The organism is Pseudomonas sp. SCB32 (assembly GCF_009189165.1).
Classification (GTDB): Bacteria; Pseudomonadota; Gammaproteobacteria; order Pseudomonadales; family Pseudomonadaceae; genus Pseudomonas.
The window spans coordinates 2,381,025-2,393,437 of record NZ_CP045118.1 but is presented as its reverse complement, the minus strand read 5'-3'; the positions used below and the strand labels follow the sequence as shown (position 1 = coordinate 2,393,437).

The window sequence follows — 12,413 nt, the reverse complement described above, 5'->3', positions numbered from 1 at the left end:
AATCGCAGACTTCAATCGGCCGCGGCGTATGGCTCCCTGGCAATTTCCATGATTCTCTGGAGTCAGAACTCAATGGCCGCCGCATCCTGCACCTTCAACGGTTCCAGCGCCGAGACTTTCACTTTTCCGAGCCCAATTTCGGTACCTCGTGACAACAGTGCTTCAATGGCGCCGCTTTCGAACTGGGTAACCGGAGAAGCAGTAACCAATATCTACACCTGCACTCTCAGCAACAGCACAAAAGGTGGTATCGGAATTAAATTCCCCACCATGGCGCAGGCGGGGAGCTACAGCGAAGCTGGGACGACCTACAAGGTTTTCAATACCAACGTGCCTGGCGTCGGCATAATTTACGAATTTCGCCTCTACACCAGCGGTGCTTTTTGCGACCAGAATGGTGGAGTCAATGGCTGGAACCCTTGGCTCAGCGGCTCAGGGACAGTCCCATACAGTGATCGGTATTGCCAAAACACACGGTCGAGCAGTTACTCATTTGGCGCTCAGCTGAAATTTCGTCTGATCCAGACAGGAAGAATTACTGCCGGAACGGTACAAACCTTCACGATGACCAATTCCGCGCAGGTAACCGATGGGACATTCTCGACCGCTATCGGAAGCCGGAACTACATCATCGGACCGGTTACACTCCAAGCTTTGAGCTGCACCGCAGAAGGGACAGATGTCATTCTCGACACGGCGAAAAAGAGCGACTTCGTCTCGGCAACGAGTGTAAAGACCAAACCCTTCCAGTTCACCTTACGGAACTGCCCCAGCGGCATGAACAGCATCAAGTATCAGCTCGATCCGATCGGTACGATCATCAGCGCCACGGACGGTACCTTCCAGAACGCTACCGGGGCCAATATGGCGAAAGGCGTCGGCCTTCGGATCACCAACGAATCCAATACCGCCCCCATTCGCTTCGGCGACGCCAGCTACGTCGTATCGGATTACAGCCCGACATCAGGTAACTCGGCCTTACCTATCAAAATGAACGTGTCCTACTACCGAATCGGCACCGCTGCACAGGTCACGGGAGGAAAGGTCACTGGCACTGCGCAATTGACGGTCTTTTACCTTTAATGTCCGACGGGCGAATCGAGAAGGCACCTCCGGGTGCCTTTTCGTTGCAGCTCGTTCAGGCCTGGCGCCTCACCCCATAAGCCACGATCAGGCTTGCTCCATACGGCAAGGGACTGCACCCTCCGAGACGCAAACTCAGGAGCCGGCAGCATGACGAACCTCATCCAAGGGCACTGCCACTGCGCGAACATTTCCGTTCAGGCCGAACTCAGTCGAAAACCTGACCAGTTCACACCACGTGCCTGCGACTGCGATTTCTGCCGCAAGCACGGCGCGGCCTACATTTCCGACGCCCAGGGAAAACTTTCCATCCAGTGCCGCTCGGCGGCGAACGCGCTGCGCTACCACCAGGGCAGCGGCACCGTGGACTTCCTGCTCTGCCGCCACTGTGGCGTATTGGTCGCCGCGTTGTGGGAAGACAATGGCCGAACCTACGCTGCACTGAACGCCCAGATACTGGATAATCCCGCCACCCTGGGAGCACCGCAGCCCGCCTCACCACGCCTGCTGCCTCTACAAGAGCGCATGGCGCGTTGGCGAACGCTGTGGTTCGCCGACGTGCGGATCACCCAGGACACCATGGACTGAAGCCCGGCCACCTGCCGGACTTACCCTGACGAGAGAACGACAGATGAAATACCTCACCCCCGAACAGATGGCCAAACCGCGCAAGCGCCGCCTGCAGAAGAAGCTGCGCCTGGGCGAGTTCCAGGAGTTCGGTTTCAGCCTGGAAGTGAATTACACCGGCGAACTGGACGACGTGCTCGATGAGTGGATCGCCTTCGTCGAGTCCGAGGGCTGGGTCTTCGTCGGCGGCGCCACCGAAGACGGCGAGTTCACCGGCTACCTGTGCCTGAATGCCGTCGGCAGCCTGACCGACGCCGACCGCGAAACCACCCGCCTGTGGCTGGAAAAGCAGTCCTGGTGCAAGTCCTTCGAACTGGGCGAGCTGAGCGACTGCTGGCACGGGCTGTTCGAGTAAACCTCAACGTGTCCGGCGATTGCCCCTGCATCGCCGGACGCAGCCCATCGCGTCGTTTCGTCACGGTTGTCATCGCGCCCCACCTCTGCGACCCTGCGCGGGTTTGAATATGGAGCGGGTTGCATGGAACATATCGCCATCATTGGAAGCGGATTCTGCGGCACGGTACTGGCCATCCAGTTGCTGCGCAATGCCAACGGACCGCTGCGCCTCAGCCTGATTAACCGCTCGGGCCGCCTGGCTCGCGGTCTGGCGTACGGCACCCATTCCGCCAGCCACATCCTCAACGTGCCGGCCGAACGGATGAGCCTGTTCCCCGACCGGCCTTCCGACTTCCTCGAATTCGCCCGCCAGCAGATGCCCGATGCACGCCCTGGCGATTTCCTGCCCCGACGCTTCTATGGCGACTACCTGCAGGATCGCCTTGGCCGCGCCATCGCCGAAGCCGCGCCCGGTGTGCGTTTCAGTAGCTTGTGCCAGCAGGTCGTGGAACTGACCGACCAGGGCGACCACCTGCGCTTGATGCTGGACGACGGCCAGACGCTGGACAGCTACAAGGTCGTCATCGCTACCGGCAACTTCGCGCCAGCCACTCCCGGGCCACTCACGCCCCTGGAGCAGGACCCGCGCTATTTGCGCGACCCATGGACCGCAGGCGCGCTTGAGGCGATTCCAACCGACGCCAGCGTGCTGCTGCTGGGCACCGGCCTGACCATGTATGACATGGCCCTGGCGCTACAGGACCAGGGGCACCGGGGAGCATTACTGGCGCTGTCTCGCCGTGCCCTTCTACCCCAGGCGCACCGCGATAACGCCCATCACCCGGTGCTGCCGAAGCTGCCCGAAGACTTCCTCCACGATATGCGCCTGACCCAGCGCCTGAGCAGCTTGCGCGCACTGATCCACCAGGCTGCGCAGGACGGCCACGACTGGCGGGATGTGATCGCTGCATTACGCCCGGTGACGCCGCAGCTCTGGCAAGGTCTCGACGAGGTCGATCGCGGGCGTTTCCTGCGCCACCTGCAACCCTATTGGGATGTGCACCGTCACCGCGCCGCGCCACCGGTGGCACAACGCATCAACAAGCTGTGCGCCACCGGGCAGCTGCGTGTACAAGCTGGCCGCGTGCTGGCCGCACGGTCCAGCCAGGGCGGAATCGAGCTGGACGTGCGCCGCCGGGGTGCCTCGGAGACAGTAGTGGAGCGCTTCGACTTCCTGATCAATTGCACTGGCCCCAGCACCAACCTGCGCACGGTCGACGAGCCACTGCTGCGCGGCCTGCTCGAACAAGGCGTGATTCGCCAGGACAAACAAGGCCTGGGCCTGGATACCGACGCCGGCTTCCACCTGCTGGATGCCCAGGGCGCAGTCAATCCTCACCTCTACCTGCTTAGCCCGATGCTGCGCGCCAGCCATTGGGAGGCCACGGCGGTGCCGGAGCTGCGTGTGCACGCCGCCCGCCTCGCGGAGCTATTGCTGGCCTGAAACGCGGCGGGGGCAGCAGGGTTACGCTAGGCTTTCGCTCAGTGCACCCTACCGGCATGGGTGCGCTCGACTTCCACAACAGGCCGGAAGCACACTGCCTCCAAGGACGCCATGCTAGAGCGCCAGCGCCTCCAGAACATTCTCAGTCTGGGCCTGCCGATCATCGGTGGAATGCTCAGCCAGAGCCTGCTCAACCTGGTGGATGCCGCGATGGTCGGCCATCTGGGTGAAAAGTCCCTGGCCGGTGTCGGCATCGGCAGCTACGCGAATTTCGTTGCGATCTCCCTGGTCATGGGCCTCGGCGCTGGCGTTCAGGCGCTGGTGGCGCGGCGAAGAGGCGAAGGCCGCACGGAGGACCAGGCCGCCCCGCTCAACTGTGGCCTGCTGGTGGCACTGGGCCTGTCGCTGCCGATCACACTTGTCTGCCTGTTGTTCGCCGAGCCCATCGTCCGCGCCCTGTCCAGCGATTCCGACGTATTGGCTGTCGGCATTCCCTACTTCGAATGGCGCGCGCTGTCGGTGCTGGCGGTGGGGCTGAACTTCTCCTTCCGTGGCTACTGGAACGGCACACGCCGCTCGGGCATGTACATGCGCACACTGGTGGTGATGCACCTGGCCAATGCGGCGATCAGCTACAGCCTGATCCACGGCTTGTTCGGCCTGCCGCGCATGGGTGCCGTGGGCAGCGGACTGGGCACCACCCTGGCGCTCTACCTGGGGTCCCTGATCTATGCCTGGATTACCTGGCGCGACGCCCGCGCCCTGGGCTTGCGCCCGCGCCTGCCGAGCGAACGCGATATCCGCGTGATGCTGCGCCTGTCGCTGCCCAACTCGCTGCAGCAATTCTTTTTCGCCGCCGGCATCACCCTGCTGTTCTGGATCATCGCGCAGGTCGGCACCCCCGAACTGGCGGTGGCCCACGTACTGATCAACCTGGCGCTGTTCCTGATCCTGCCCGGCATCGGGCTGGGCATGGCAGCCACAACGCTGGTCAGCCAGAGCATGGGCGAGCGCGACTTCGACAGCGCACACCGCTGGGGATGGGACGTGGTGAAGGTCGCTGCCTGCGGCCTGGCGCTGCTGGGCTCACCGTTCTGGCTGTTCCCAGAAGCCATCCTGCGACTGTTCGTCAGCGACCCTGTGCTGATCGAACTGGGCCGCCTGCCGCTGACCCTCACCGGACTGGGCATGGTGATCGATGCCACCGCCCTGGTGCTCACCCAGGCCCTGCTGGGCGCCGGCGCCACCCGCACGGTGATGGCGGTCAGCCTGGGTAACCAGTGGCTGTTCTTCCTGCCGCTGGCCTACCTGGTGGGGCCGGTCCTCGGTGGCGGCCTGTTGGCGATCTGGAGCATGCAGATTCTCCAGCGCGGACTGGCCTCGGTGATCTTCGCGATGATGTGGCAGAAGCGCGAGTGGACCCAGATCGAACTCTAGCGGCTATGTTTCCAAGAGCTAGTCTCAAAGCATAGGAGGTGCGAACGATGGACGATCAACAGAACAAGCCACCAACCTTCTGGCAGATGCTGCACAGCGTGCTGGCCGCCGCCTTCGGCGTGCAGAGCGGGAAAAACCGCGCACGTGACTTCAGCCAGGGCAAGCCCAGCCACTTCATCGCCATGGGCATCCTGTTCACGCTGGTCTTCGTGCTGCTGCTCTACGCCCTGGTGCGAGTGGTGCTGCACTTCGCCGGACTCTAGCAAGGCGGGTTGGAAAGGCAAGGCGCCGGACGGGCCGCAGAGCGACCCGCCGGCATTGCCGTCACTGATGGCTGACCCAGTACACCGCCGTGGCAACCACCAGCAGGATCAGGACGAACGCGGCACGCGCATCGACGACGCTGTCGCGATCATTGCTGGACTCTTCGCTCATGCTTCCCCCTTGTTCTCGTTATTGGCTGAAGGACCACACACGAGAGTTAAGACCAGCTCCGTCCACCCCTCAAGGAACCGCCCCTTTCCGCGATGCCGCCAAAGCCGTTAGGCTGCGTCTTCGACAAGAACAAGCGAAAATACATCAGGAAGGGCCATGCACCTGGATTCACTGCAAGACACCGTCGCGCCGGAAGGCGTCTGCTATGGCTGCGGCGGCAGCAACCCGCACGGACTGCACGTCAAGAGCCATTGGCACGAGGATGGCATCCACGTCGTCGCCGAGCACCTGCCCGACGCCAGGTACTGCGGCTGGCCGGAACTGGTCTACGGTGGTCTGATCGCCATGCTGGTGGATTGCCACTCGAACTGGACCGCCATGGCCTACCACTACCGCGCCGAGGGGCGCGAGCCGGGAAGCCTGCCGCGTATCGACTGCGTGACCGGGAACTTGGGCATCAAGTACATCAAGCCGACGCCGATGGGAGTGCCGCTGACCCTGAAGGCGCACGTAGCGGGTGAGGTCGGGCGCAAGAGCAGGATCATCTGCGAGGTCTACGCCGGCGATGTGCTGACCTGCGTCGGTGACTCGATCTTCGTACGCGTCGACACCTCGCAACTGCGCGACGCCGCCCACGGCCGCGAGGTCTGATTCAATGCTTGCGCGCGGGTGAAAAATCCCGACGCAGCATGACGGTATCGCCCCCGTGCAAGCCGCCGGCCGGCCTGAGTTTCAGGCCCGGCGCGGCATAGATCCAAAAGTTCTCGCCATATACTCAAACATCACTTTTACGCATATTCCCTAACTGGTATCGTGCGCCCCACTCCGCGTGGAGCGCGTTGCCGTGCGCGCTGGGATACGCAGTACGCCTGAGCGCTATAGCCTGACAGCAGGATGATTCATGTACGTATATGACGAATACGATCAAAGGATCGTAGAAGATCGCGTCAAGCAGTTCCGCGATCAGACCCGCCGTTACCTGGCAGGTGAACTGACCGGCGAGGAATTCCGCCCGCTGCGTCTGCAGAATGGCCTGTACATCCAGCGCTACGCACCCATGCTGCGAGTGGCCGTGCCTTACGGCCTGCTGTCCTCCCGGCAGGTTCGCAAGCTGGCGCAGATCGCCCGCGACTACGACAAGGGCTACGCACACATCAGTACTCGCCAGAACGTCCAGTACAACTGGCCGGAACTGGAAGACGTGCCGGAAATCCTGGCGGAGCTGGCCACCGTGCAGATGCACGCGATCCAGACCAGCGGCAACTGCATCCGCAACACCACCACCGACCAGTTCGCCGGCGTCGCCCGTGACGAACTCGTGGACCCGCGCCCCTGGTGCGAGATCATCCGCCAGTGGTCGACCTTCCACCCCGAATTCGCCCACCTGCCGCGCAAGTTCAAGATCGCCGTCAACGGTGCCGTGAGCGACCGCGCCGCCATCGAGGTGCACGACATCGGCCTGGAAGCGGTGAAGAACGAAGCCGGCGAGCTGGGCTTCCGCGTCTCCGTCGGCGGCGGCCTGGGCCGTACCCCGATCGTCGGCAGCTTCATCCATTCATTCCTGCCCTGGCAGCACCTGCTGTCCTACCTGGACGCCATCCTGCGCGTGTACAACCGCTATGGCCGTCGGGACAACAAGTACAAGGCGCGCATCAAGATTCTGGTCAAGGCACTGACTCCGGAAGTCTTCGCCCAGAAGGTCGACGCCGAATGGGCGAACCTGAAGGACGGCCCGAGCACCCTGACCGACGCCGAACTGCAGCGCGTGGCCGCCCACTTCGTCGACCCGGCCTACCAGGCCCTGGAAGACCAGGACGCGGCCCTCGCCCAGCTGGATGCCGAGAACCCCGGCTTCGCCCGCTGGCGCACCCGCAACACCTTCGCCCACAAGAAGCCCGGCTACGTCGCCGTGACCCTGTCGCTCAAGCCCACCGGCGTGGCGCCTGGCGACATCACCGACAAGCAGCTGGACGTGGTCGCCGACCTCGCCGACCGCTACAGCTTCGGCGAAGTGCGCAACAGCCATAACCAGAACATCATCCTCGCCGACGTCGAGCAGGCGCAGCTGTTCACCCTCTGGGGCGAACTGCGCGAGAACGGTTTCGCGACCCCGAACGTGGGCCTGCTGACCGACCTCATCTGCTGCCCGGGCGGTGACTTCTGCTCCCTGGCCAACGCCAAGTCGCTGCCGGTGGCCGAAGCCATCCAGCGTCGCTTCGATGACCTGGACTACCTGTTCGACATCGGCGACCTCGACCTGAACATCTCCGGCTGCATGAACGCCTGCGGCCACCACCACGTGGGCCACATCGGCATCCTCGGCGTGGACAAGAAGGGCGAGGAGTTCTACCAGGTCTCCCTCGGCGGCAGCGCCAGCCGTGAGGCGAGCCTTGCGCAGATCCTCGGCCCATCCTTCGCCCAGGACCAGATGGCCGACGTGATCGAGAAGATCATCAACGTCTACGTGGAACAGCGCACCGAAGAGGAACGTTTCCTCGATACCTACCGTCGCATCGGCATCGATCCCTTCAAGGAGCGCGTATATGCAGCGAATCATTAAGAACCGCGAGGTCGTCGACGACCGCTGGCACCTGCTGCCCAAGGACGCGACCCTCGAGACCGTGCCCAACTGCGACGACGTGATCATCCCGCTGAACCTGTGGCTGGAACACGGCCCTGCCCTGCGCGGCCGTGACGGCGGCCTGGGCGTCTGGCTGGACGCGGACGAAGAGCCCGAAGCCATCGCCGAAGACCTGGACAAGTTCAAGGTCATCGCCGTGAACTTCCCTGCCTTCACTGACGGCCGCGGCTTCAGCACCGCGCGCCTGCTGCGCGAGCGCTTCGGCTACAAGGGCGAAGTGCGCGCCATCGGCGACGTGCTGCGCGACCAACTGTTCTTCATGCAGAGCTGCGGCTTCGACGCCTACGCCATCCGCGCCGACCGTGATCCGCACGACGCGCTGGCGAGCCTGGAAGACTTCTCCGAGGTCTACCAGACCTCAGTGACCCAGCCGCAACCGCTGTTCCGGCGCCGTCAGCTCGCCTGATCCGGCCAACAAGGAAAAGCCCCGCAATGCGGGGCTTTTTCATTTCTGCGCGTTTGATCTTCGTAGGAGCGAGCTTGCTCGCGAACCAGCCTGACTTCGGTGTCGCTGGAAACTCTGTTCGCGAGCAAGCTCGCTCCTGCAGGGTCACGGTACGCGCAGCACTCAGGCCCGCACACTCTCCCAGGCGATCTGCGCCAACTGCTCCCGGCAATCGATCAGATCCACCTTCGTCCGCCCGGCCAGCCAGTTGCGCGCGTAGTCCTGGCTCGGGCCGATCACCACCGAATTGAACAACTCCGGCGCAAGCTCTTTGAACGCACCGGCCTTGCGGTGTTCAGAGAGCGCTCCGGCAATGCGTCGGCCCTGCTGGCGGTTGGCCTCACGCAACGCCTCGCCCACCTCTCCTGCCTCGACACGGCCACGGCTGTGCAGGATGAAACGCGCCCAGTCCGGATTGGCTGCCACCCAGTCGACGTAGCAGGTGACGAACAGCTTCACGCAAGCCTCCGCGCTCATTCCCTCCTCCAATCCGGCGTCGAGCAGTGCTGCGTATTGGCCGACGCCGGTGAGGTACAGCGCGCCAATGATCCGCTCCTTGTTGCCGTAATGGTGGTAGAGACTGCCGATGCTGGCGCCGGAACGGTCGCGAATCATCTCGATGGTAGTGGCGTCCACGCCGGATTCGCTGAAGCAGGCCAGTGCGGCCTGGAGGATGTCGTCTTTGCGGGAGGGTCGGGCCATGGGGTTCCTGTCGAGATCGACGTCTCGAATAAAATTCTAGAATAATCTTCTAGAATTAATTTCTAGTCTTCGTATACTGCCTGGGCGCGCATCCATCTTCAATCCTGCTTGCTCATTCCAGCCAGTTCGCGGAGTCACCATGAGTCAGATGCTGCAGATGTACCAACAAGCCGGCCCGGCGCAGTTCAGCGCCATGATCGGCCAGATCGCCCCGTATTTCTCCACCATCGCCCCGCAGTTCGTCGAACTGCGCCCAGGCTATGCGGAAGTCACCTTCGCCAAGCGCCGCGAAGTGCTGAACCATATCGGCACCGTGCACGCCATTGCCCTGTGCAACGCCGCCGAACTGGTGGCCGGCACCGTGACCGACGTATCGATCCCCACGGGCCGCCGCTGGAGTCCCCGTGGCATGACGGTGGAATACCTGGCCAAGGCCACCGGCGACGTGCGCGCCGTGGCCGACGCCAGCGCGGTGGACTGGAGCCAGGAAGGCGACATTCGCGTGCCGGTGCTCGCCTACGTCGGCGACAAGCCGGTGTTCCGCGCCGAGATCACCATGTACGTCAGCCAGGCCTGACGGGTTCGGCTCGGCACTGCCGGGCCTCTTTATCACGGAGTCCGCCATGATCACCCCGCTTCCGCGTCCCCTGGCCAACGGCAACGGCCACAGCCTTTCCAGCCACTGGTACTACCCGCCTGGCAAAGCCCGTGGCGCCGTGCTGATCGTCCCCGCCATGGGCGTCGAGCAGCGCTTCTACACCGCCTTCGCCAACTGGCTGGCCGAGCGTGGCTATCTCACCGTGACCTTCGATTACGTCGGCATGGGCCAGTCCCGCAGCGGCCACCTGCGCGACCTGGACGTGGATGTCCTGGCCTGGGGCAACCACGACTGCAGCGCCATGCTCGACGCCGTGGTGGAAGCCGCAGGCGGCCTGCCGGTGTACTGGATCGGCCACAGCCTCGGCGGGCAGATTCTGCCCTTCGTACGCGGCACCGAGCGCATCCACCGCGCCTTCACCATCGCCACCGGCAGCGGCTACTGGCGCGAAAACACCAAGGGATTGCGGCACAAGGCCTGGCTGCTCTGGTATTTCCTGGCACCAACTGTCACGCCACTGCTGGGCTATTTCCCAGGCAAACGCCTGGGTGTGGTCGGGGATTTGCCGCGCGGGGTGATCGAGCAATGGCGGCGCTGGTGCCTGAACCCGGAATACGCGGTGGGCGCCGAAGGTGGCGCGGTGCGCGAGGCGTATTCATCGGTGCGCACACCCATCACCTCCATCTCCTTCACCGACGACGAAATGATGTCCGGACGCAATACCGAGTCGCTGCACGGCTTCTATCACGGCTCGCCGAAGACGCTGAAGCGAATTGCGCCAGAAGACATCGGCGTGAAGCGCATCGGCCACTTCGGCTTCTTCCGCCACCAGTTCGCCGATTCGCTGTGGGCGGATTACCTGCTGCCGGACCTGGGTTGAAGCAGTAGTTCCAGTCAGCGAAGCAAGGCTTCCAGCGGTGAAAGTATCCGCTCTCCGCTGGACGTCATGATCTCGTCGATATGAAGACCGAGAGAAGATGACCTACCTACCAGAACGTAGGCGGCACGCGCTGGCAATGTCCCATAGCGTTCCTGTTGGACACAGGCGTGCTTGAACAGGGATCGCTTCAGATCCTCACCCACCAATCGGTAGTGACAAGTACGACGACTGTTGGTGTGCTGCTTTTCCAGCGTGACAGTCGCGGACTGAGGCCGTCCCCAAAAGCGCGCCTGCAGGTCGCCTCCCGCATAGACCAGCACGATGAGACAGCACATGAACAGCAGTACAGGCGCCAACACTACTGCCAACCACCTCACCAATCGAGGCGTCTCAAGGGCGAAATACCCACGATCAGTCAAGAGCGTCCAGTAGAAAGCGAGCGACAGAATCCCTGCGACCAATACTGAAGGGATCACTCCATCCGAGAGCCAGTCAGCCGTGGGAATGAAATCGGTAATTAATCCGTGTCCGAGCAGACCCAGCACGGCATAAGTGGACAACATCACAATCAGACGCGCCCTCGAAGGGCTCTCGTTACCGAGAAATACTGACCTCCATCCCATTCCAAGGCCTCCTTGCCTCAGAAGGACAAAGGAGCCCATCGCGGGCCCCTTCGAGTTTCATCAGTCCAGATTCACCAGCACCCGCCCTACAAGCTTGCCGGCCAGAATCTGGTGGATGGCGGCAGGCAGATCGTCGAGCTTGATCTCGCGCACCGCCGCTTCGAGGTTGTCGAGCTTCCACTGCAGGGACAGCTTGTCCCACATGGAAGCCTTGACCACCAGCGGCAGCTCCACCGAGTCCACGCCCAGCAGGTTCACGCCACGCAGGATGAAGGGCAGCACGGTGGCCTTGAAGGCGGCGCCTGCTGTCAGGCCACAGCAGGCGACGCTGCCGCCGTACTGCAGCGACTTGACCACGTTGAACAGGATGTCGCCGCCCACGGTGTCCACCGCACCGGCCCACTGCTCACGCAGCAGCGGCTTATCGACGCCGTCGGAGACGGTAGCGCGGTCGAGTATCTGCCGCGCGCCGAGACGATTCAGCAGCTCGGCCTGCTCCAGCTTGCCGGTGGCGGCGGCCACGGTGTAGCCCAGTTGAGCCAGCAGCATCACCGCGATGCTGCCCACGCCGCCGGTCGCGCCGGTGACCAGGACGGGACCCGAGGACGGAGTCACGCCAGCGTTCTCGAGCTTGTCGACGCACAGTGCAGCGGTCAGGCCGGCGGTGCCGAGGATCATCGCTTCGCGCAGCGACAGACCCTGCGGACGCTTGATCAGCCAGGCCGCCGGGACGCGGATGTACTGGCCGAAGCCGCCTGGGGTGTTCATGCCCAGGTCGTAGCCGGTGACGATCACCTCGTCGCCAACCGCGAACTCGCCCGCCGAAGACTCTTCCACCACACCGGCGGCATCGATGCCGGGCGTGTGCGGGTACTTGCGGGTGACGCCCCGGTTGCCGCTGGCGGACAGCGCATCCTTGTAGTTCAGCGAGGAATACTTCACCCGCACCAGCACTTCACCTGCCGGCAGATCGGAAACCTGCCGCTCGGTCACTTGCAGGTCGTACACGCCGTGCGCCGACTCGGTGACCCACAACGCCTTGAATGCACTCATCTCGCCCTCCTCGTTCGATAGCTTGACGGGCGCACTCCCGCGCCCGCTG

Annotated in this window: 14 protein-coding genes; 11 read left to right on the top strand and 3 right to left on the bottom strand. The window is 63.4% G+C overall.

Annotated elements, in window-relative coordinates:
• Positions 1-72 precede the first annotated feature (72 nt).
• The 9 genes from GA645_RS11250 (at position 73) to GA645_RS11210 (ending at position 8,469) form a co-directional block, all read left to right on the top strand.
• Entirely contained in the window at positions 73-1,083 is a 1,011-nt protein-coding gene (locus GA645_RS11250; RefSeq protein ID WP_178119518.1) for a fimbrial protein, read from the top strand.
• A 150-nt stretch (positions 1,084-1,233) separates the two neighbouring features.
• Positions 1,234-1,671: a GFA family protein gene (locus tag GA645_RS11245; protein ID WP_152222726.1), complete on the top strand. Its 438-nt coding sequence runs from the start codon at positions 1,234-1,236 to the stop codon at positions 1,669-1,671.
• Positions 1,672-1,714: 43 nt separating this feature from the next.
• A complete protein-coding gene (locus GA645_RS11240; RefSeq protein WP_152222724.1) occupies positions 1,715-2,065 on the top strand; it encodes a YggL family protein in 351 nt (116 codons plus the stop codon).
• A 123-nt stretch (positions 2,066-2,188) separates the two neighbouring features.
• Positions 2,189-3,550 (top strand): FAD/NAD(P)-binding protein, encoded by a 1,362-nt coding sequence (locus GA645_RS11235; RefSeq protein ID WP_152222722.1) that lies wholly within the window; start codon positions 2,189-2,191, stop codon positions 3,548-3,550.
• A gap of 111 nt (positions 3,551-3,661) precedes the next feature.
• Positions 3,662-4,987, top strand: a complete 1,326-nt coding sequence (locus tag GA645_RS11230; RefSeq protein WP_152222720.1) for an MATE family efflux transporter — start codon at positions 3,662-3,664, stop codon at positions 4,985-4,987.
• Between the two features lie 47 nt (positions 4,988-5,034).
• Positions 5,035-5,250 carry a DUF2970 domain-containing protein gene (locus GA645_RS11225; RefSeq protein ID WP_152222718.1) on the top strand — a complete coding sequence of 72 codons (216 nt, stop codon included), beginning with the start codon at positions 5,035-5,037 and terminating at the stop codon, positions 5,248-5,250.
• 328 nt (positions 5,251-5,578) lie between these two features.
• Positions 5,579-6,073: a PaaI family thioesterase gene (locus tag GA645_RS11220; RefSeq protein WP_152222716.1), complete on the top strand. Its 495-nt coding sequence runs from the start codon at positions 5,579-5,581 to the stop codon at positions 6,071-6,073.
• 250 nt (positions 6,074-6,323) lie between these two features.
• Entirely contained in the window at positions 6,324-7,982 is a 1,659-nt protein-coding gene (locus GA645_RS11215) for a nitrite/sulfite reductase (protein ID WP_152222714.1), read from the top strand.
• The gene (locus tag GA645_RS11210; protein ID WP_152222713.1) at positions 7,966-8,469 is read left to right on the top strand and encodes a DUF934 domain-containing protein; all 504 of its coding nucleotides are present in this window, start codon (positions 7,966-7,968) and stop codon (positions 8,467-8,469) included. Before GA645_RS11215 ends, GA645_RS11210 begins: the two co-directional genes overlap by 17 nt.
• A 162-nt stretch (positions 8,470-8,631) precedes the next feature.
• Here GA645_RS11210 and GA645_RS11205 read toward each other — a convergent pair whose 3' ends face one another.
• The gene (locus GA645_RS11205) at positions 8,632-9,210 is read right to left on the bottom strand and encodes a TetR/AcrR family transcriptional regulator (protein WP_152222711.1); all 579 of its coding nucleotides are present in this window, start codon (positions 9,208-9,210) and stop codon (positions 8,632-8,634) included.
• Positions 9,211-9,349: 139 nt separating this feature from the next.
• On the opposite strand from GA645_RS11205, the gene GA645_RS11200 reads away from it, so the two are divergent.
• Together GA645_RS11200 and GA645_RS11195 are read left to right on the top strand one after the other, a co-directional pair.
• The gene (locus GA645_RS11200) at positions 9,350-9,787 is read left to right on the top strand and encodes a hotdog fold domain-containing protein (protein WP_152222709.1); all 438 of its coding nucleotides are present in this window, start codon (positions 9,350-9,352) and stop codon (positions 9,785-9,787) included.
• A gap of 46 nt (positions 9,788-9,833) precedes the next feature.
• Entirely contained in the window at positions 9,834-10,688 is an 855-nt protein-coding gene (locus GA645_RS11195) for an alpha/beta fold hydrolase (protein ID WP_152222707.1), read from the top strand.
• Between the two features lie 14 nt (positions 10,689-10,702).
• Here the strand turns inward: GA645_RS11195 and GA645_RS11190 are convergent, their stop codons facing one another.
• Together GA645_RS11190 and GA645_RS11185 are read right to left on the bottom strand one after the other, a co-directional pair.
• On the bottom strand, positions 10,703-11,251 hold the full coding sequence (locus GA645_RS11190) for a stage II sporulation protein M (protein WP_152222705.1): 549 nt from the start codon (positions 11,249-11,251) through the stop codon (positions 10,703-10,705).
• 120 nt (positions 11,252-11,371) lie between these two features.
• On the bottom strand, positions 11,372-12,364 hold the full coding sequence (locus GA645_RS11185; RefSeq protein ID WP_152222703.1) for a YhdH/YhfP family quinone oxidoreductase: 993 nt from the start codon (positions 12,362-12,364) through the stop codon (positions 11,372-11,374).
• Positions 12,365-12,413: the final 49 nt, after the last annotated feature.